This is a genomic window from Syntrophaceae bacterium (genome assembly GCA_013177825.1).
Lineage (GTDB): Bacteria > Desulfobacterota > Syntrophia > Syntrophales > PHBD01 > PHBD01.
The window spans coordinates 923,118-943,447 of the sequence record JABLXX010000001.1; the positions used below are offsets into that span (position 1 = coordinate 923,118).

The window sequence follows — 20,330 nt, forward strand, 5'->3', positions numbered from 1 at the left end:
GCGATGCCGCTCCCGGCGTCCGGCAACTCCGGAGGCAGGCTGGAATATTCTGAAGGAGCCCGCAATCATGATCGAGACACCCTCCCCTCCGCCCACGGATTTCATCCGCGACATCATCGATGAAGACAACCGGACCGGCAAGCACGACGGCCGGGTCGCCACGCGCTTTCCGCCGGAGCCGAACGGTTACATTCACATTGGCCATGCCAAGAGCGTGTGCCTCAACTTCGGCATCGCCGCCCAGTACGGCGGCACCTGCAACCTCCGGATGGACGACACGGACCCGGAAGGGGAGTCCCTCGAATTTGTCGAGTCGATCAAAAACGACATCCGGTGGCTCGGGTTCGACTGGGAAGACCGCCTTTTTTTCGCCTCCGATTATTTCGAGGCCCTCTACGACTTTGCCTGGCGGCTCATCGAGGACGGCAAGGCCTACGTCTGCGACCTGACGCCCGACGAGATGCGGGAATACCGGGGCTCCTTCACCGAGCCGGGGAGAGAGAGTCCCGGCCGGAACCGCTCCGTGGAGGAAAACCTGGACCTGTTCTCGAGGATGCGGGGGGGGGAGTTCGCCGACGGGACTTACACGCTCCGGGCGAAGATCGACATGGCCTCTTCCAACATCGTCATGCGGGACCCCATCATGTACCGCATCAAGCGGGCGCCCCATTACCGGACCGGGGACGAATGGGTCATCTATCCCATGTACGACTTCGCTCACGGCCTCTCCGACGCCCTCGAGGGAATCACCCATTCCATCTGCACGCTGGAGTTCGAGAACAACCGTCCCCTTTACGACTGGTTCGTGGAGCAGCTCATCCCCGGCGACCGGCCGCAGCAGATCGAGTTTGCCCGCCTGAACGTGAGTTATACTGTCCTCTCCAAGCGGCGCCTCATCGAGCTGGTGACGCGGGGGTTCGTCAATGGCTGGGACGATCCGCGCATGCCCACGGTGGCGGGCATGCGGAGAAGGGGCTATCCGCCCGCGGCGATTCGTGCTTTTGCCGCCGCCATCGGCGTGGCCAAGAACGACAACCTCGTGGATATGGGACTCCTGGAATCCTGTGTCCGCGACGACCTGAACGAAACGGCACACCGGGCGATGGCCGTTCTCCGTCCCCTGAAGGTCGTCCTCGACAACTACCCGGAAGGGGAGAGCGAGGAATTCGACTGCGCGAATCACCCCCAGAAACCGGAACTGGGGTCACGCAGGGTTCCCTTTTCCCGAACCCTGTATATCGAGCGGGAAGACTTCGAGGAGATCCCTCCGAAGAAGTACAAGCGCCTGGCGCCCGGGAAGGAGGTTCGCCTCCGGAATGCTTACGTGATCCGGTTTGAGAGCCTTGTAAGGGATGAGAAGACGGGAGAGATTCTGGAACTGCACTGCACGTTCGACCCGTCAACGAGAAGCGGCCCGCCGGCCGACGGCCGGAAGGTCGAGGGGGTCATTCACTGGGTGTCGGCGAACCATGCCGTGCCGGCGGAAGTGCGGCTTTACGACCGGCTGTTCACGATTTCCGATCCTGCCGGAGAAGATTACCTGGATCATCTCAATCCCCAGTCCCTTCAGGTCCTCGCGGGCTGCTTCACGGAGCGGTCCCTCGGGGACGCGGCACCGGGGAGCCGCTGGCAGTTCGAGCGGATCGGCTATTTCTGCGCGGACATAAAGGATTCCCGTCCCGGGAAGCCCGTTTTCAACCGGATCGTGCCCCTCCGCGATACCTGGAGCAAGATCGCCGCCCGGAAATAGGAAGCGGCAAACAGATGGGAGACGGGCGGAAGCCCGGACTCCGACCTCTAAAGAGGAGCGGATTTCAAATCCGCTCCTCTTCCTTTTTTTTCTTTTCCCAGGAAGCCAGGACGCGGATGGAACGCCAACTCATTGGAGGGGGGCTTCCCTCGCGCTCAGAAGAGTTTTTTCGACCCTGCAACGTCTCGCTCCGCTGCAAAGTCATAACTCGCGCCTGGCGGCGCTCAGACAGATGACTTTGCGGGCGCTTCACTGCGACGGCAGGGTGCCCCGAAAAAGCCTCTATTCGCGCTCCGGGAAGCCCTTCCTCCCCGCCATCCGCGGGGGCGCGGCCGGGGGTTCCCAGAGGAGCAATTGGGAGAATTTTCCTCTCGGACAGCCGTACAGTCGGACAATGCGCTCCATGGAAAATTCTCCGTGACGGCGGGAATCCTCGTGACAGCCCCCGCGCCGATGCGCTGAATGCAATGGGAAAGGGAATCAGGCTTGGCAGGAAAGGAAAAGAAAGAAGGAAGAGGTGCGGATTTGAAATCCGCACCCCATTATTTGACGCTTGACACGAATCGCTCGAAGTCCCCGGCCAGGGCGGCGGAATGCATATAGAGGTTCGATTCGCACGGAATGATCTTCGATCCGGGCAGTTCCGCGGTCAGGCGCCGGATGTTCTCTTCGGCGTGGAGCTTGTCCGTCGACGCCAGGGTTACGGCAATGGGGATGGTGACCGTCTGCAGGTCCTGCCAGATCGTGTAGCCGATGGCGGACTGGGCGGTTCTCTTCAGCCGACGGGGATCGGCGGTGAGCAGGGTGTCCCGGTAACGCTGGAGCTGTTCCGGTTCGCGGGCCGCGTCGATCCGGAAGTTCTTCAGGTACCAGAGGACGAGGTGTTTGACGAGATGATAGGTGCCGGCAGGCAGGAGCAGGAGCCCCTTGATGAAGATGGGTGCCTTGAAATCGGTGTTGGGGCCGATCATGAATCCGGCCTTTGCCCGAAGCCGCCCGTGCTTGAGGGCCTCTATCAGGGCGGTCGCCCCGAGGGAACTCCCGGCGACGATTGTCGGGCAATCGTCGAGCCCCAGCGATCGGCAGGCCTCCACCAGATCCTGCGCCATCCGGGCGATGCTGAAGTCCGCGGGCAGGAGGCGTTTCCGGCCGATCCGAGCCGATGTCTTCTCCCGCGATTCGATGTAATAAACCGGCCGGAGCGGAACAATCTCCCGGAGGAAGTCGATCCAGCCGTAGATCGCCGAGGCGAACCCCGGGACAAAGACCAGTGGATCCAGAGGAGTGTCCCGGCGCGGACGGAATTGAAGAACCCGGAGCGAAACATCTCCTTCCACGGGAACCATCCGGACGGAAAACTCCACTTCCGGATGACGGATCGGGTCGGTCATGTCAGCGCTCATCGTCGACTCCTGCAAGACCGTCACGGTCATCGTCATTCCGGGACAACGGCGATTGGAAGCCGCCGGTTGTCCCGTCCCTTCATCCAGGTCAGAATGGAAAGGGCCGTCAGGATCATGAGGATCCCCGCCGTTTCCCAGGCGTCCATGCGCTCTCCGATCTCCAGTACGGACGCGGTCATGCCGATCACCGGGACGGCCATGGTTCCCATTCCCGCCACGCCGGCGGGGAGCTTGTTCATGATATACGTCCAGAGCAGAAAAGCCAGGGCGCAGACGAGGACGGCATTGTAGGCGATCGCCGTGACGAGATAGGGCGTCCATTGCACGGGCGGGGAAGGGACAAGGGCGGCGGCGATTACAAGGGGAACCGATCCGTAGAGGAACTGCCAGGCCGTAGCGGACACGAGGTCGAAGTCGGGCCTCCGCTGCATCCATTTGATGACGATGGCGCTGAGCGCCCAGAAGACGCCCGCCAGGACGGCCAGGATCTCGCTCATGAACGTGGCCTTCAGGGACCAGGGCTCCAGGATCAGCAACAGTCCGGTGAAGGCCAGCGTGACGGGAATCCAGTCGATGCCGCGGATGGTTTCGCCGAGGATCGGACGGGCGAAGATCAGGATCCAGAAAGGCATGGTGTAGACCAGGACGGACGTTTTCCCCGCCCCGCCGCTGGTCAGCGCCCAGATGATCAGTCCCGTCCCGGCGGCCGTCTGGAGCAGGCCCAAGAGGATCGTGAGGGGGACCTGCTTCGGCCGGAGCGACATGCCCCTGCCGGCCATGACGGCAAGAAGAATCAGTCCTCCCAGGAGCATCCGGGTGGCATTGAAGTCGAAGGGTCCCATGAACTGCAGGGACTTCTTCATGACGACCCAGTTGTAGCCCCAGATCAGTGCCAGCAGGGCCAGTGCTGTGAGGGGACGTCCGTTGGTTGAAAACCGTTTGATCACGATGCCGGCGGATCCTTGTGAGATATTACGCTCATGTCCTGTTCCCGATCGCCCTGAGCGTATCGAGATTTGCCGGGACAATATACGGAAGAGGGCGGGCTTTTCCCATCTTTTTTCGGTCTGTGCTTTCGGTACGGTAAAGAAATGGCAGGCCGGTCGATTCGGGAGCGACATCCCGGGCTTCCGGACGGATTCCCGTTGACAACGACATTTTCCCGACATTATGGTGCTTTTCATTATCCATAAGGGGGAAGGCCATGAACACATCCGATCTCGAGAGATACTGCGAAAAGGCGATTCAGGCGGGTGCCACGCATGCGGTCGTCACGACGCCGCAGACGGTGGTCACCGCGCCCTGGGTGCGGTTCAAGTGCCTGTACGGTTGCCCGTACAAGGAACGGTACAGCTGTCCGCCCCATACCCCCACGCCGGAGGAGACCCGGGCGACCCTCGATTCATACAGCCGTTTGATCCTGTTTCATGTCGAGGCGCCCTACTCGAAGGAGCGGGGCAGGAACATGATGGCGTACCTGGATGTGCTGGTGAAACTGGAGGGGGAACTATTCAAGGACGGCTACTACAAGGCGTTCGTCATGCTGGCCGGCCCGTGCGTGCTATGCAAGGAATGCGGCAAGGTGGAAGGGATCCCCTGCCGCCTGCCCGCCAAGACCAGGCCTTCCATGGAGTCCTGCGGGATCGACGTCTTCCAGACCGCCCGCAACAACGGCTTTTCCATCTCGACGCTGAAGGAAAAGTCGGAGACGCAGAATCTCTACTGCCTGATGCTCGTGGACTGAGGAAACGTGAACGGGGGACAGATTTGAATCTGCCCCCCGTTGTGATTAGAACTGCGGGCTGCCCGGTTCCTTCCGATCCTGTCGCAGGGAGTCGCCGGGAAAAGGCAACCCGCATGCTGCTTCCGCTAATGCCAGCCGGCGCAGCCCGTTACCAGGTCTCTCTCGGTGCGGGCATGGCACGGTGGTAGAAGGGGAATACCTTCTCTTCGGTGTTGGAGTCCATCATCCTGTCGACGCAAAGCGTCACGCTCAGAGCCGCCGCATCGACGCCGCAGCCCCACAGGCGCCTGCCGTACTGGTCGCCCGCGAAGTACAGGCCTTCGATCTCCGGGGACTTCACGTCGATCCGGTCCTGCCCGATAGGCTGGATCCAGGCGAAGGCGTGGTCGGTGCACATCCAGATCAGGTGGTCCATTTCGGATTCCCACTTGGCCCGGCCGAAGGTCTGTTTCCACCAGTTCTCGTTCCACTCGATCACCCGGGAAACTTTCTTCGGTGTCCTCATTTCCTCATGGGTCATGGCGGTGGAGAAGATCCACCCGTGCTTGCCCTCCGGCGCCGAGCCGGTTTCCTTGGTGAGCGAGGGGTTGGCGTTGCTTCCGTGGGCGCAGGAAGCCAGGTTCCAAAGGACCATGTCGATGCAGCCGCTGTATCCCTCTTCCGCACCGATCACGTCCGGCATGTAGATGAAGCTTCTCTCCTCGATCCCGCGCTCCTCCCAGATGTTCGATTTCATGTTGCCGTACCCGGTGATCATGCCGGCGCCCCAGTATTTCGTCTGGACCGTCTCCACGAGGTCCTGCGGGAAATACCGGGGGTGGATGACGTTCAGCATCTGCTTGGAGGGAACGGTGCAGATGACCCTGTCCGCCCAGGCCGTTTCGAAGCCGTCGGCGGTCTGGTAGGTGACGCCCTTCACGGCGCCCTTTTCGATGATGACCTCCGCAACGGGGGTGTTCCGGAGCACTTCCCCGCCGTTTTCCTTCAGCGCCTCTTCCATCAGGAGCGGGAAGGCCATGGTTCCGGGATTGGCCACGGTCGCGCACGAGCCGTCGACCAGGTTCATCCGGATTGGGCCCGCGGTGGACATGTGCCCCAGGACGTCCGGTGCCGGTGTCAGGTTGAGGTCCGCCTGGCCCGTCTGGGATGCCGCCAGGACCTTGATGTAATCGTACGCCTCCTGGGGGACGTTCCGGGCCCGGATCCACTGCTCGAAGGACATATGGGCCGTCTGGGCGATGTCGGCGAAGGTCATCATCGCCATGTCCCGGAGCGCGATCATGGTTGCCCGGAAGCCCTCCTTGCTCATCCACCCGTAGGGCTCGCCTTTCGCTACCTGGTAGGCCTTGTTGCCTTTCTTGTAGTCGACGAAGGCGAATCCGACGTTGCACGGCATGTCAACGGGCTTGTTGATGTAGTCCATGAGCATGCGAATCTTGCCCTTGTTCCCCCAGAACAGCCCGTGCCCTGTGTCGATGGTGTATCCGTCGAACTTCTTTTCCTTGAAGCAGGTTTCCAGGTCCGGCGTGCATTTCGGGATCCAGCAACCGACCAGGCCCAAGGCGCGCTTGAAGCCGTTGGCATCCAATTCCAGGCCGTCGATATGCACCTTGTCCCCTTTGCCGACGAAGGAAGCCACGCGGCCGCCGATGAAGGGATTCTTCTCCAGGACGAGGACCTTCTGCTTGAAATCCCGGGAAAGAATGGCCGCGGAACCCAGGCCGGCGATTCCGGCTCCGACTACGATGACATCATACTTTTTTGACATGCCGTATCCTCCTTGTTTAATTTTCAGAGTCGAGCTTCCTGCATTGACGGGAACAACCCTCGAACGGCGCCCTCTCCGTCACTGCGCCTTGACGCATACGCTACGGACTGCAGCATCCAGCGGTGAGCGGACCGAAATGCCACGGTATCGAAGAGATGACGCAAAGAAAGTGCCACCCCTATTGCTGGAGAATATCGTGTTAAAACGAATAGTTGTTTAGAGAGTTTCTGAGGCGGGTCCGGCGGAGGAGCGGTATGTTGTTTTCGCGGGTCCATATGTTGTGCAGAGAAGGGCCTCCGGTAGCGATTGAATCCGCTGTCCGGTTTTCGCTTTTCTTCTTCCCCCGGGGGGAAAGCGGCTGGGTGCGGTGAACGGCATGCCCGTCAACAGGCTGAATATCATACCGGAAGGCCGGCTGATGCGGAACCATTGGGTCGTTCCGGTCCCGGCGCTTCTGAACGCTTGACATCTCCCGGAAAGTTCTTCACGGTCATTTCGCGAACCATGACTATGAGATCTCGTATGACGATATACGTACGGTTCGTTCCGATTATGCCGGCCTGATTGCAGGCAAGGAAATTTCTTTATCACCGGGCGTTCCGGGGATTTCTCATGACGGATTCAGAAAAGACAAAAGAACAGCTGATGGAAGAACTCGGGGAACTCCGACGGCGGTTGTCCGCGGTCGATGCGGCAAGATCGTACAGTCCCGTGCAGGCGGAAGATATGATTGCGGACGTGCTGGAACAGTATCGCGGTTTGCTGGACAAGGCGAATGAAGGCTTTTTTATCCTGCAGGACGGAAAATTTGTCTTTGTTAACCAAAGAATGGCCGAGATCCTGGGATCGACGGTATCGGAACTCGAAGGATTCCCTTTCAACGGAAATGTCTGGCCCGAGGACCGCGAGTACGTCGTTGCGACTTACTGGAAGCGCGTCAAGGGGGAGGATGTCCCTGCTCTGTACGAATTCAGGGTCATCGGCGCGGGAGGCAAGCCTGTCTGGACGTATCTATCCGCCACTGCCAGGCTGCAGTGGAAGGGCAAACCGGCGACGGTATATTTGCTGACCGATATCTCCGAACGCAAGCGGGCGGAGGAGGCTCTCCGGCAATCCGAGTCCCGGTACCGGACCATTTTCGAAAATACGGGAACCGCCATCATTGTGGTGGAGGACGATACGACCATCAGTTTCGCCAACACGGAGTTCGAGAAACTGTCCGGATATGCCAGACACGAAATCGAGGGCAGGAAGAGCTGGACCGAATTCGTTATCCCGCAGCATCTGGAAAGGATGATTGCCCAGCATCGCCTGCGCAGGGTGGATGGAGGGGCCTCCCAGAAATACTATGAGTTTCGGTTCATCGATAAGGACGGCGGGATCAAGGATATCGCCCTCAGCGTGGACGTGATTCCCGGGACAAAGACCAGCATCGCCTCCCTTCTCAACATCACGGATCGCAAACAGGCCGAAGAAGCGCTCCGGAAAAGCGAAGAACGCTTTCGAGCGCTGAGCGAAAATGCTCCTGATATTATTTACACAATGGATCTGACGGGGGCCATCACGTATGCGAATCCATCCTGGAAATTTGTCCTGGGACATGATCCGGAAGAAATAATCGGCCGGTATTTCACTGAATTCACGAGAGAAGAGGATCAAAAAGCCTACCGGAGACTGTTCAAGAGCCTCCGTGACGAAATGCAAACCGTCACCAACCACATCGGAGTCATGCTGACCCGGGACGGGAGGGAACGGGTCTTCAACATGAACAGCGCCTTCAACCGGGATTCGGACGGCTGCGTGACCGGCGTGATCGGCACCCTGAAGGACGTTACGGAAGGGATGGAAATTGAAAAAAAGCTGAATCAGGCCCAGCGCATGGAGGCCATCGGCACCCTGGCCGGGGGCATCGCCCACGACTTCAACAACCTGCTCATGGGCATTCAGGGCTATGCCTCCCTGATGCTGCTGGACCTGGAGCCGTCCCATCCCCATTACGAAAGGGTCCGGCGAATCGAGGAGCAGGTGAAAAGCGGGACGGACCTGACGCGGCAGCTCCTTGGCCTTGCCCGGGGGGGAAGGTATGAAGTGAAGCCCTCCGACATGAACGACATCGTCAACAAGACCTCCGACATGTTCGGGCGCACCAAGAAGGAAATATCCATCTATCGGAAATACGCAGAAGACCTGTGGAGCGTGGAGGTGGACCGGGGCCAGATGGATCAGGTGTTCATGAATCTGTATGTCAATGCCTGGCAGGCCATGCCGGGAGGCGGGGAGATCTTCCTGGAAACGGAGAATCTGATTCTGGAAGATGAAAAAACGGTTCCCTATGCCGCCAGGCCCGGGAAATATGTAAAGATCACGGTTGCCGACACCGGATCGGGGATGGATGAGAAAACGAGAGAGAGGATTTTCGATCCCTTTTTCACGACCAAGTCGATGGGACGCGGAACGGGCCTGGGCCTGGCGACGGTCTACGGCATCATCAAGGGGCACGGGGGCATGATCCACGTGGAGAGTGAGCCCGGCCAAGGGACGACGTTCATGCTCTATATTCCCGCGTCGGAGGAAGAGGTCGTAAAGGAAAAAACGGAAACGGGAGCCGTCCGGGGCGGCAGGGAGACGATCCTGCTGGCGGACGATGAGGCGATTGTTCTCGATGTGACCAGGGACTTGCTGGAGTCTCTGGGGTACCACGTGTATGTAGCCGGGGGCGGTCAGGAGGCCGTTGCCGCGTACATGGAAAAAAAGGACGAAATCGATCTCGTGATCTTGGACATGATCATGCCGGGAATGTCGGGAGGGGAGACGTTCGACCGCCTCCGGGAGGTCAATCCCGAAGTCAGGATCCTTCTTTCCAGTGGGTACAGCATCAACGGGCAGGCCCAGGACATCCTGGACCGCGGCTGCAACGGGTTCCTTCAGAAGCCTTTTCATCTCGAACAGCTCTCTGGCAAGGTCAGGGAGATCCTGGGATGAAGCGGCCGCTGAAGGGAAGGGGCATGATATCCCGAGATGCTGAATCGTACGGGTTCCTGGAGGGAACATGAAGGCAGAGGGAGCGGAGTCCGTCAAAATAACGCGCCCCGGCCTTTCCCGGGTGGTTCAGCGGAGCCGGCTTTTTGCCCTTCTTGATCGCAAGCTGGAAAAGACGGTCGTCTGGATAACCTCGCCGGCCGGTTCCGGAAAGACGACGCTTGTTGCAAGCTATCTGGACGCCCGCCGGCAACCCTGTCTCTGGTACCGTTGTGACGAAGGAGATTCGGACCCCGCCACGTTCTTTTACTACATGGGGCTTGCCGCCCGGAAGGCAGCGCCGCGTTACAGGACCCCCCTTCCTCTTCTGAAGCCCCAATACCTGGCGGGCATTTCCCTGTTTGCCAGAAGATATTTCGAGAATCTCTGCAGCCGTCTCGTGAGTCGAGCCGCGTTGCATGGCAGCTCCTCCGCCGCTCCTTCGGGAAAGGGAGGCAGCAAGAAGGAGAAGCCGCCGGCGAAGACGGGTGTTTCTCATCCGCCCGGGAAGGAGGAGTTCACCATCGTCCTGGACAACTATCAGGATGTGCCCGTCGATTCTCCATTTCACGACATGATCGCCCATGGTTTCGATATGATCCCGGAAGGCATTCACGTCGTGGTAATCAGTCGAAGCGGTCCGCCGCCGGCATTCGCGCGCCTGCAGGCCGGCGATCGAATGGACGTGCTCGAATACGGCGACATTCGTTTTACACTTGGAGAATCGGAGAAACTCGTTTGGGGACGCATCCCGGACCTGGACCGTAAACGCGTAGCGGCGATGCATGAAAGCGCGGAAGGGTGGGCCGCGGGCATTATTCTGATGCTCGAAAGGACGAAGCTTGAAGGAGAAAGAGCGGAATCGGTGCCGGACGGTGCGTATGAACGGGTGTTCGATTATTTTGCCGGTGAGATATTCAACAAGACCGAAAAAGGGATTCAGGACTTTCTGCTGAAGACGGCCTTTCTGCCCGTGCTCGCCGTTCCCCTGGCGGAGAAACTGACCGGTGTCGTCGATGGAAGGCGAATCCTCTCCGCGCTGAACCGTAATAATTATTTCACGGAAAAACTCGCCGGGAGCGGGCAGGATTATCAATACCATCCATTGTTCAGGGATTTTCTCCTGAACAGGGCCAGGGCGAAATTCACCCCCGATGAATGGACAGTCGCCCAGAGGGAGGCGGCGCTGCTCCTCGATCAGTCCGGACAGATCGAAGACGCCGCAAGGCTTTACGGCGACGCCGGAGACTGGCAGGGGCTCGCCCGGATGGTTATGGATCATGCCGAGGACCTCCTGGCGCAGGGAAGAAGCAAAACCGTTGAAGAATGGATCGCCGCAATCCCCGGCGGGATCACGGACGATCAGCCGTGGCTGCTGTACTGGGCCGGAATGTGCTCGTTTCCATTCGACATGCCCCGAGCAAGACGATACCTGAAGAGGGCCTTTGCCTCGTTCAAAACCATGGACGACACGGCGGGCATCTATCTTTCATGGGCCGGAATCGTGGACGTCTATAGCTACGAGATGGACGAGTGGAGGCGCCTCGACGACTGCATCGAGATCTTCGAGGGTCTGAGAAGAACGCATCCTTCCTTTCCCTCAAAAGAAATAGCACTCATCGCATCGTCCAGGATGCTGATCTCGCTCACTCTGAGAAAAACGGACCAGCCGCAGAGGGTGCATCGCTGGCTGAGGCGCGTGGATAACCTTCTGCAGGAGACGCCGTCCATTGACATTCGGATGGATATCGTCTTCTGTACGAGCCTCTATAATTTATGGAAAGGGGAGTATCACAAGAACGCCATCCTGCTCGAAACGGCGGAGGCCGATATCCGCCATCGCAAACCGTCTCCCTTTTCCGTCATTCGCATCAAATTGATGAGGGGGATCCATTTCTGGGTTACGGCGCAGTACGATTCCGCCCTGCATACGCTGTCCGAAGGGCTGGATATTGCCGGGAAGAGCGGCGTCCATGTCTTTGATTCCCTTCTGTGGAGTTTCATGGCGGCGGCGCAGATGGCACCCGGCCGCATGGAGATGGCGGGGGAATCGATCCGGAATCAGATGACCGCCTCTCCCGGTACGCCGAAGGCGCTGGATCTCTATTTTTATCACTTCAACTCCGCATGGCATGCCATCCTTGCCGGGAACGCGTACCTCGCCGCTGAAAATCTGGAGACGATCTCCGCGAACGTGGCGAAGATGGGCAATCCTTATTACCGGGCCCTGTGGCATATCGGCATGGCGCAGGTGGCCTTCATGCAGGAGCGATCGAGGGAGGTCGGGAACCATATCCGCGCAGCACACCGGATAGCCCGTGATATGAAGAGCCCCGTCGTGGAGTGGTACAGCCTGCTGATCGATGCCTATTTCCTTTTGCGGCAAGGCAGGGAGAAGGAAGGGCTTCTGTCGCTGCGGCGGGGACTGTCGCTGGGCGGGAAGCACGGCTATGTCCACCTCGAGTTCTATCAGCCTTCCCTCATGCGCTTTCTTTACGCCAGGGCGCTGAAGGAAGGGATCGAACCGGATTATGTGAAGGGGCTGATCAGGAAACTGGGGCTCACTCCCCCCTCCCCGGAACATGACCCCGGAGAATGGCCTTACCCGGTCAGGATCTACTCTTTGGGGAGGTTTGCGGTGATCAGGTACGACGGGGTGCTCGAGTATGCCGGGAAAGTGCAGAAAAAACCGCTCGAAATGCTCAAGGCCGTCATTGCCTTTGGAGGCGTGAATGTGCCGGCGGATCGTCTTGCGAATGCACTCTGGCCCGATGCTGATGGCGACCTGGCGCATAAATCCTTTGAAATGACGCTGAGCCGTCTGCGCCGTCTGCTCGGCGGAGAAAACATCGTCCGCTACAGCGCAGGGCAGCTGAGCCTGGATCCGAATTATTGCTGGGTCGACAGCCTTGCGCTGGAGCATATCATCGGACTGATCAGGAAATCCCCGCCAGATGATGTTGCCGGGCTCTGCGAGAGGGCCGTCAGCCTTTATGAAGGGCCTTTCCTTCCTGCGGACAGCGGTCTGCGGTGGACTCTGTCAAAGCGTGAAATGCTGCAGATCGGCCTGCTCCGCATCATCGATACGGCCGGTCGTCATCATGAGAAGGAAGGGCAATGGGAAAGAGCGGCTGAGTGTTACCGGAAGGGGCTGGATACGGACGATCTGGCGGAGGCATTCTATCAGCGTTTGATCGTCTGTTATCGGGAACTGGGCGACAGGGTGGAGGCGGTCAGGACATACAACCGGTGCCGTCGCATTCTGAAGGAAAAGCTTGAAATCGAGCCTTCCGCGGAAACCCGGGCCGTCTATTCCTCCCTGCTTCAGGCGACGTAGTCCCCCCTCTCTTTTCTCCTATTTTTTTCGATCTGTGGGCAATCTGTGGGCGTCTCCATGCTATGAATCCCGTCCATAAAGGACCCCCCGACTTTAAACAGTTTCATTGTACGCATGCAGGAGGAGGCAGGGGATGAAGAAAAAAATCGTGTGGATGACGGCGTTTGTTTTCCTGGCGTCGGCATTTCTGATGTCTTCCGGTGGAGTCGGCGACTGCCCGGCCGCGCAGACCGACGGAGCAGTGGAGGGGAAGGCGGCGCAGGAGGGAGAGCAGAAGAAGGTTTTCGACGCCCACGACACCGGCGTCCGTTTTCATTTCAATGACAAGGACATGGACTTCCATTTCGGCACCCTCGTTCTCGGTTCCACGGTGAACCACGGCGTCGAGATCGGCGAGGCCTTCTACGCGGCCTCCCGGATCAAGGACGGCGACGCCGCGAGCTGGCAGGAGGAGTGGTTCCAGCTGGCTCGGCGCGTCGAAGCCCGGGGCGAGGCGTCCCTGGCCGGCGGCCACAAGGTAAGCGCCCGCGACCAGTTCCACCGGGCCGCCTATTACTGCCGGATCTCCCTCGTCTCCATGCTGCCGACGGATCCGCGCTTCCGCGAACGGGCGCTGAAGAGCCGGGGCCTGGTGAAAAAGGCGGGAGCGCTCCTGGATCCGCCGCTGGAATATTTCGAGATTCCCTATGAGGGAACGGTGCTGCCGGGGTATTTCCGCAAGGCCGCCATGGGAACGAAGCCGACAAAGACCCTGATCATGGTCGGCGGCGGCGAGACCTTCGCCGAGGACTTGTACTTCTACATCGCCGCCCAGGCCAATGAGCGCGGCTGGAACTTCATGACCGTCGACCTGCCGGGGCAGGGGATCCTTCCCCTGGAGGGGAAGGTCTTCCGGCCGGACATGAACGTTCCCATGAAGGCGGTTGTCGACTACGCCCTGAGCCGCCGCGACGTGGATCCCGGGCGGCTGGCCGCTTACGGATACAGCGGCGGCGGCGGGTTCGTGCCCCAGGCCGCCACGCACGATTCCCGGATCCGGGCCGTCGCCATGAATTCCGCCGTGGTGGACGCCTATCCACTCTTCTCGACGATGCCGGTCGTCCTGGCCGATCAGAAGGAGATCGACTCCTGGACAACTTTCCACGGCAACATCGTCAAGGTCATCAACTGGCGCTGGGGTGTGCCCATGGACAAGCCGTCGGCGCTCGCGGCGGCCAACAGGGGCTTCACCTTCGACCCCGCCAGGGTGACCGTTCCGGCCCTGATCATCGTCGGCGAGGGCGAGTACAGGAGCGTGGAGGTGAAGCGGCAGCAGAAGGTCAGCATGGACAGTTTCCCCAACCCGTTGAAGAAGATGGTCGTCACGCCGTCCGACGAGGGTGCGACGAACCACTGCATCATGGAGAACCGCAGCATTGTGGGCCTGGTGCTCTTCGACTGGCTGGACGAGGTTTTCGAGCGTTAGAATAGGCGGCGGAGAGCACCCGGCTTTCCGCTCCCTTCCGGAGGATCGGATGAAAACCATCACGAGAGCGGCGATGATGATTTTATTGCTGATCGCCGTCCCGGGCGGAATCTTCGCCGCCGGGAAAACACCGGATGTTATTCCGATCGACAGTGGACCGATCAGCGGAAAGGCCGAAGACGGGCTGCAAATCTTCCTGGGCATCCCCTATGCCGCCCCGCCCGTCGGGGACCTGCGCTGGAAACCCCCGCAAGAGGTTGCCTTGTGGACGCAGGTGAGGACCTGCAGGGAATTCGGCCGCTCCTGCCCACAGACGGGACAGTCCGATCCCGGCACCTTCAGCGAGGACTGCCTCTATCTCAATGTCTGGACGCCGGCCAAAAAGCCCGATGAAAAACTGCCCGTCATGGTCTGGATTCACGGCGGCGGCTTCAATTTCGGCTCCGCGTCCCTGCCGGAATACAACGGTGGGAACCTGGCGAAAAAAGGCGTCGTCGTCGTGACCCTCAATTACCGCCTCGGGCCGCTGGGATTCCTGGCCCATCCGCTCCTGTCCACGGAATCCGCCCACAACGTGTCCGGCAACTACGGGCTGCTGGACCAGATCGCCGCGCTGAAATGGGTGCAGAGAAATATCGCCGCCTTCGGAGGGGATCCCGGCCGCGTGACCGTGTTCGGCCAGTCCGCCGGTTCCAGGTCGGTTACGCTCCTGATGATCAGCCCCCTCTCGGCGGGGCTTTTTCAGCGGGCCGTCGCCCAGAGCGGCGGGCCGATCATCGGCTCGGAGTATCTGAATCCTGTCTTCAACGGCGACATGGCCGGCGTTTCGAAAATGGGCCGGAAGCTGGCCTCCAGGCTTGGCTGCGACAAGGCGGCCGACGTCCCGGCCTGTCTGCGGGCCCGGTCCGCACAGGAAATCCTGGTGGCGGCGGACTGCAAAACAGGCCTGTTCGACGAAGGCCTCTTCTTTGCGCCGGTCTTCGACGGTCGGGTGCTCCCCCCGAATCCGCGGATGGCTTACCTCGACGGACGGCAGCACGACGTGCCGATCATCGTCGGAAGCACCCTGAACGAAGGCAATATCTACCTGGCCGGCGTAACGGATTTGACGGTCGACAAGTACATGTCATTCCTGAAATCCAGGTTTGCCGGCGATTCCGGGAAGGCCCTCGGGATGTTTCCCGCCCTTGAGGCGAAAGACGTCGCCCCGGCCGTCGACCGGGTCGTGACGGTTGCGGCGAACGCCCACCCGGCGAGGCTCGTGGCCCGGTCCATGGAACGGAAGAAATCCAGGGCTTACCTCTACCAGTTCACACGCCGGCCCGGCACCGCGATGGCGCGCAAACTGGGGGTGCACCACGGCGTGGACCTGGCGTACGTCTTCGGGAATATGAAAAAAGAAGACGGCTACAACGACATGGACCGGCTGCTTTCCGCTCAGATGACGGCCTATTGGGTGAACTTCGCGAGAACGGGGAATCCCAACGGGCCGGGCCTGTCCGACTGGCCGGCCTACGATAGCGAATCCGATCTCAACCTGGAGTTCTCGGATACCCTGCGCATCAACAGGAATCTTTTCAGGAAGGAATGCGACTTCATCGACGGGAGGTCGATCTATCGCCGATGATCCCGATGAGCCTCCTGTCAAAGCTTCCCTGACTTTTTTTCAAACAGCCGCGATGAAAAAAGCGCCATGAACGGTTCTGAGGTGGAGAATATAACGCCGGGGCGGGTTCTCTCCGTCGACGTCATGCGGGGGTTCGCCCTGATCTGCATGGTGATGGTCCACTTCATGGTTTACCTGGTCGACGCCGCCTCCGCGGATACATGGCCTTATTTTTTTCTGAACCATATCCTGGCCGACTGGGGGGCGTCCTGCTTCCTGATGATGATGGGGATGAGCCAGGTGCTCTCGGCGCGGAGGCATGCCGGGGAAGACAACCGGCTGATTTTCAAACGGACGATGATCCGCGGGGGCTTCATCTTCCTGGCGGGCATCGTCATGCTGGCCCTGGCCTGGGGACCCGGCAGGATCTGGCAGTGGGATATCCTGACCCTGATGGGATTTGCCACGGTCATGCTCTTCTTCTGTCGCTTTCTGCCTTCATGGGCCATCCTGTTCCTGGCTGTGTCTCTGGCCGTCTGCACGCCCCTGCTCAGGATGGGGATCGATTTCAACGCCGTATGGGGTGGAAATTTCGTCCATGTGCCCGTGATTTCGCGCTATCTCCCCGGCATCCTGCTCGATCCGGCCGCGGAGTATGAACCGGCCTGGCAGGCCGGGGAGATTGTCCGGGGCTTCCTGTTCACCGGCGAGTTCCCGGTCGTTCCCTGGTTCATCTTCCCTCCGCTGGGATTCGTCCTGGGGAGGCGGATCGTCAGCAGCCGGCTGCGGCAGGATCTGCCTTTCCTGTCGATCATCGGCCTCCTGCTTATTGCGTTGGGCCTGGGCTGGGCGTATGCCGCCATGGGCCGGCCGGGGGCATCCGTCGTCTTCGATTACATTGCGCCGCTCAGCTTCTATCCCGACTCCTTCACGATGATCTGCTACCAGCTCGGCGTGGCCCTTGTCGTCTTCAGCGGCCTCTATTACTGCTACGATGTGCATAGGACGGATAAACAAAAAGAGAGTTTTCTTGTCCGCGTCTACCTTCGCACGAGCCGCTCTTCCCTCACGTTTTACTTTCTACACTACCTGCTGATCGGGTGGCCCCTGGCCCTGGTTTATCTCGTGACCGGCAGGTATCTCAAGTATGGGTTCCTGGGTTCGATTCCCACCCTGCTGTGGGGTTTTACGGTGGTGGTTCTGCTGGAGTTGCTGCTGGTCGTCTGGGGGAACCACGGGAATCAATACAGCCTGGAGTGGTTCCTGGGTGCCCTGACGAAGCGCTTTGCTTCTTCCTGAGAGACACGTCCCTGCTCCCGGCGGGGCGGATGCCCCGACAGTGCTGGTCCGACGACGGAAATGGAACCGCCGGGCACAGGGATCGGACGAGGAGCGTCCGCAAAAAGAAGGGGCTGCCGATGTTTGACATCTGCAGCCCCTTTCCTTCCGGCAGACTCAATGACATGTCCGTTACAGGATCATAGTCGGCGCGTTTCGGCAATGCTCCCAAATTCCATGTCGCTCCAATCGAAGGCGCAATGCTTCTGCAATCCGTGAGCGTTGCTTCGGATTGCAGGCTCGACCGGAGCCCTTGTCGTTATTGCTTCACCAGTTCGACGCGGCGGTTCTTTGCCCGCCCCTCTTCCGTATCGTTTATTGCGACCGGGGCGAACGGACCATTTCCAAAGGGCCTTAGACGGGAAGCGGAGATGCCGTGATTGCTGACCAGAGCCTGTACGACCGCCTCTGCACGGTCCATGGAGAGCTTCAGGTTGGAATCGACCCTGCCCACGGTGTCCGTGTGGCCGACCACGTAAACACGAAGCCCGCGGTCATTCTTCAACAACCGGGCAATCTCGGTGATCGCCTGCTCCGACTCCGGCTTGATCTCCGATTTGCCGGTATCGAAATGAATACCATAGACCGCGGTGTGGCCCGCCGTCTTGAGGTCGCCTGCAAAAACTTCCGCGTTGGCCTCGATGTCCTGTTTCATGGACTCCTTTTCCACGATGAAAAGGCTGTGTTTGCCGGTAAACTCGGTTGTCACTTCAATCCACACCTCTTTCCCGTCCTTGACCACCCGGAGCGTCTCCCTGCTTTTGTCCACCCACAGGGCCTTTCCTCCGATCCGCTTGACGGCGTTTTCGAAGTTCCGCAGGATTTGAAGCTCGCTCGGCTTGGATTTCATCGTGGCCTGTGGGTAGTATCGGATTTCGTAGTATCGCCCCTCCACACGTTCCGTCTTCCCCTTGCCGACAGGGAAGGAGCGGGCGTTGAAATCATTCACCACGCAGTTGTGGATCCAGTAGGTCGGCATACGGTTGAACAGGGGGTGGTCCTGGCATTTCGGATTGTCCTTCTGTTGGGCGACAGCCGGAGAGGCCAGGCAGACGACGGCAAAAAGAATTCCGAGAAAAACGCATACGGACCTGTTCATGTTTCTTTCCTTTCCTTACACATGATTTGTGCCGCCGGACGACGGCTTGTCTCTGAATCGCACACTCGGCCGCAGTCAGACAAGCCCCATGTTTTACAAACGGAGACACTCCCGGAACTTCCTCTGTTTTCAAGAAGAAGGTCATCCGGATACCGTTGCCAATGGATCCGTTTTCCAAAAGGCAGTGCCGGGAAGTCTGATGAGGATTCGGGAAGATTACGGTTGATTCATGACGCTTGTGATCGTGTCTCTTGCCCGCTCCATGAGAAGGGTGAGGTTCGCCTCCGAGTAGGGGGTGATGGAAATGGGGGGATGGATGATCATCTGCGCCAGTCCCGGACGGACATCGACGCTTTTCGTGGGCAGAATCGCCCTGGTTCCCTTGATCGTGATGGGCAGAATGGGCAGGCCCAGGTCGAGCGCCATCTTGAAGGCGCCTTTCTTGAAGGGGCCGATCTCGCCGGTTCTGCTGCGGGTTCCTTCCGGGAAGAACAGGACGGACGTTCCATCGACGATCTTCTCCTTGGCCCGGTTGATCGCCTCGATGGCGGTCGTACCATCGGAACGGTCGATATAGATGTGTCCGATGGCCTCGCAGGCGGCACCGAGGAATGGGACCTTCCGGAGCTCCTTTTTCATGACCCATTTGAAATCGATGCCGAGCCAACCGTAGAGGAGAAAAATGTCGTAGAGGCTCTGATGGTTGCAGACGATGACATAGGACTGCTTCCCGTCGATGTTCTTCCTGCCGGATACCTCCACGAACATGGGGGTTGCCCAGGCATTGAGCTTCGCCCACGCGACGCCGGGAAGCCGGCTCGCGAGCTTCGGGTCTACGAACAAGGCGATGAGATAAGCGGTAGTGCCCAGCACAACCGTGGTGACGGCGATAAACGGTACCAGAAAAAGCCATTTGTAGAACCGGTACACAAACAGGCCGCCCTTCCTGAAGAACTCCGGCACCTGAATGAACTCGAAATGTTTGGGGATTTCGAATATTCCGGGCATGACGACCTCACTTTCTCTTCCGTTGATCCTGCCGATGCTCCAGCGCCGCCAGGCGGCCTGGATCAAATCTTGTCTTTGATGAGATTCCAGAAATCGGCGACACCCGTCTGCCATCCGGTGATGAAGGAATCGATGTTTTGCCTCACCGCTTTTCCCGAGGTCTCGAAGAAGTCGGACAGATTCTCCTTCTTGAAATAGTCCGTAAAATAAGAACCGAGCATCTTGTTCTGAAGAGGATCCCGGTCCTCTTCGGGTCTCCAGGTGAGGGCGTAGCAGAGTTCTTCGTAATGGGCGATCCTGGCCCATCGGAGCCCCTCACGCATTCCCCTGTCCACGATCCTCGCGACGGCCTCCTGCTTCTCTTTTCTCAGACGCTTGACGATCTCGGCGAGATTCGCATCTTCCGCGATCCTGCGTTGAAGTTCCTCCTTTCGCTGGATCGCATCCGTTACCACGTCCTGAAACATCTGGGAGAGGTTGAAGGAGGCGCGCCAGTTCTCTATCTTCTGGTAGAGCGATTCGGGGACGCTCAAGGTGATCTTCTTGGCCATGACAGGAATCCCTCCGCTGGTGATGGCAAGCACGTACTTATGAAATTGATACGTGCAGATTTTCAAAACACGTATCAAATATCAGCGCACGTATCAATGAAAAATGTGCCTTTGGATCCTGTTGCCTATCCCTCGGTTGACACGGAAAGATCCTGCAGAATGCCTCGGCTCGAAAGAGATACGGGTGATCGCTCAGAAGGCTGTTTTGGGAAGCCGCCAGGCCGTAAAAAAGCGAAGGGGTCG

The 20,330-nt window shown here is 59.4% G+C and carries 13 protein-coding genes; 7 read left to right on the forward strand and 6 right to left on the reverse strand.

Annotated features, from left to right (window positions below):
• The first annotated feature begins 67 nt into the window (after window positions 1-67).
• Window positions 68-1,750 carry a glutamine--tRNA ligase/YqeY domain fusion protein gene (locus HPY65_04160; protein ID NPU83661.1) on the forward strand — a complete coding sequence of 561 codons (1,683 nt, stop codon included), beginning with the start codon at window positions 68-70 and terminating at the stop codon, window positions 1,748-1,750.
• Window positions 1,751-2,292: 542 nt separating this feature from the next.
• Here HPY65_04160 and HPY65_04165 read toward each other — a convergent pair.
• Window positions 2,293-3,153, reverse strand: coding sequence for an alpha/beta hydrolase (locus tag HPY65_04165; protein NPU83662.1), 861 nt, complete (start codon window positions 3,151-3,153; stop codon window positions 2,293-2,295).
• 32 nt (window positions 3,154-3,185) lie between these two features.
• The gene (locus HPY65_04170; protein NPU83663.1) at window positions 3,186-4,274 is read right to left on the reverse strand and encodes a DMT family transporter; all 1,089 of its coding nucleotides are present in this window, start codon (window positions 4,272-4,274) and stop codon (window positions 3,186-3,188) included.
• A gap of 83 nt (window positions 4,275-4,357) precedes the next feature.
• Here HPY65_04170 and HPY65_04175 point away from each other — a divergent pair, with 83 nt between their 5' ends.
• The gene (locus tag HPY65_04175) at window positions 4,358-4,897 is read left to right on the forward strand and encodes a DUF2284 domain-containing protein (GenBank protein NPU83664.1); all 540 of its coding nucleotides are present in this window, start codon (window positions 4,358-4,360) and stop codon (window positions 4,895-4,897) included.
• A 148-nt stretch (window positions 4,898-5,045) separates the two neighbouring features.
• Here the strand turns inward: HPY65_04175 and HPY65_04180 are convergent, their stop codons facing one another.
• Window positions 5,046-6,665 carry an NAD(P)/FAD-dependent oxidoreductase gene (locus tag HPY65_04180; GenBank protein NPU83665.1) on the reverse strand — a complete coding sequence of 540 codons (1,620 nt, stop codon included), beginning with the start codon at window positions 6,663-6,665 and terminating at the stop codon, window positions 5,046-5,048.
• A gap of 612 nt (window positions 6,666-7,277) precedes the next feature.
• Between HPY65_04180 and HPY65_04185 the strand changes: the two genes are divergently transcribed.
• The 5 genes from HPY65_04185 to HPY65_04205 all read left to right on the forward strand — a co-directional run bounded on the left by HPY65_04185 (window position 7,278) and on the right by HPY65_04205 (window position 17,390).
• The gene (locus HPY65_04185) at window positions 7,278-9,647 is read left to right on the forward strand and encodes a PAS domain S-box protein (GenBank protein NPU83666.1); all 2,370 of its coding nucleotides are present in this window, start codon (window positions 7,278-7,280) and stop codon (window positions 9,645-9,647) included.
• 67 nt (window positions 9,648-9,714) lie between these two features.
• Window positions 9,715-13,020: an AAA family ATPase gene (locus HPY65_04190; GenBank protein ID NPU83667.1), complete on the forward strand. Its 3,306-nt coding sequence runs from the start codon at window positions 9,715-9,717 to the stop codon at window positions 13,018-13,020.
• A gap of 190 nt (window positions 13,021-13,210) precedes the next feature.
• On the forward strand, window positions 13,211-14,485 hold the full coding sequence (locus tag HPY65_04195) for an alpha/beta hydrolase (GenBank protein ID NPU83668.1): 1,275 nt from the start codon (window positions 13,211-13,213) through the stop codon (window positions 14,483-14,485).
• Window positions 14,486-14,534: 49 nt separating this feature from the next.
• On the forward strand, window positions 14,535-16,112 hold the full coding sequence (locus HPY65_04200; GenBank protein NPU83669.1) for a carboxylesterase family protein: 1,578 nt from the start codon (window positions 14,535-14,537) through the stop codon (window positions 16,110-16,112).
• A 66-nt stretch (window positions 16,113-16,178) separates the two neighbouring features.
• Window positions 16,179-17,390: a DUF1624 domain-containing protein gene (locus HPY65_04205; GenBank protein NPU83670.1), complete on the forward strand. Its 1,212-nt coding sequence runs from the start codon at window positions 16,179-16,181 to the stop codon at window positions 17,388-17,390.
• 298 nt (window positions 17,391-17,688) lie between these two features.
• On the opposite strand, the gene HPY65_04210 is transcribed toward HPY65_04205, so the two are convergent.
• The 3 genes from HPY65_04210 to HPY65_04220 form a co-directional block, all read right to left on the reverse strand.
• Entirely contained in the window at window positions 17,689-18,528 is an 840-nt protein-coding gene (locus HPY65_04210; protein ID NPU83671.1) for an OmpA family protein, read from the reverse strand.
• A 216-nt stretch (window positions 18,529-18,744) separates the two neighbouring features.
• Complete coding sequence (locus HPY65_04215) at window positions 18,745-19,536, reverse strand: 1-acyl-sn-glycerol-3-phosphate acyltransferase (protein NPU83672.1); 792 nt, start codon at window positions 19,534-19,536, stop codon at window positions 18,745-18,747.
• A gap of 62 nt (window positions 19,537-19,598) precedes the next feature.
• Window positions 19,599-20,087 carry a hypothetical protein gene (locus HPY65_04220; GenBank protein ID NPU83673.1) on the reverse strand — a complete coding sequence of 163 codons (489 nt, stop codon included), beginning with the start codon at window positions 20,085-20,087 and terminating at the stop codon, window positions 19,599-19,601.
• Window positions 20,088-20,330 lie beyond the last annotated feature (243 nt).

What these genes read in the sequence shown, in the direction of transcription:
- HPY65_04160 (NPU83661.1), top strand. Translation starts at nt 68, where the DNA reads ATGATCGAGACACCCTCCCCTCCGCCCACGGATTTCATCCGCGACATC.
- HPY65_04165 (NPU83662.1), bottom strand. Translation starts at nt 3,153, where the DNA reads ATGAGCGCTGACATGACCGACCCGATCCGTCATCCGGAAGTGGAGTTT.
- HPY65_04170 (NPU83663.1), bottom strand. Translation starts at nt 4,274, where the DNA reads ATGTCGCTCCCGAATCGACCGGCCTGCCATTTCTTTACCGTACCGAAA.
- HPY65_04175 (NPU83664.1), top strand. Translation starts at nt 4,358, where the DNA reads ATGAACACATCCGATCTCGAGAGATACTGCGAAAAGGCGATTCAGGCG.
- HPY65_04180 (NPU83665.1), bottom strand. Translation starts at nt 6,665, where the DNA reads ATGTCAAAAAAGTATGATGTCATCGTAGTCGGAGCCGGAATCGCCGGC.
- HPY65_04185 (NPU83666.1), top strand. Translation starts at nt 7,278, where the DNA reads ATGACGGATTCAGAAAAGACAAAAGAACAGCTGATGGAAGAACTCGGG.
- HPY65_04190 (NPU83667.1), top strand. Translation starts at nt 9,715, where the DNA reads ATGAAGGCAGAGGGAGCGGAGTCCGTCAAAATAACGCGCCCCGGCCTT.
- HPY65_04195 (NPU83668.1), top strand. Translation starts at nt 13,211, where the DNA reads ATGTCTTCCGGTGGAGTCGGCGACTGCCCGGCCGCGCAGACCGACGGA.
- HPY65_04200 (NPU83669.1), top strand. Translation starts at nt 14,535, where the DNA reads ATGAAAACCATCACGAGAGCGGCGATGATGATTTTATTGCTGATCGCC.
- HPY65_04205 (NPU83670.1), top strand. Translation starts at nt 16,179, where the DNA reads ATGAACGGTTCTGAGGTGGAGAATATAACGCCGGGGCGGGTTCTCTCC.
- HPY65_04210 (NPU83671.1), bottom strand. Translation starts at nt 18,528, where the DNA reads ATGAACAGGTCCGTATGCGTTTTTCTCGGAATTCTTTTTGCCGTCGTC.
- HPY65_04215 (NPU83672.1), bottom strand. Translation starts at nt 19,536, where the DNA reads ATGCCCGGAATATTCGAAATCCCCAAACATTTCGAGTTCATTCAGGTG.
- HPY65_04220 (NPU83673.1), bottom strand. Translation starts at nt 20,087, where the DNA reads ATGGCCAAGAAGATCACCTTGAGCGTCCCCGAATCGCTCTACCAGAAG.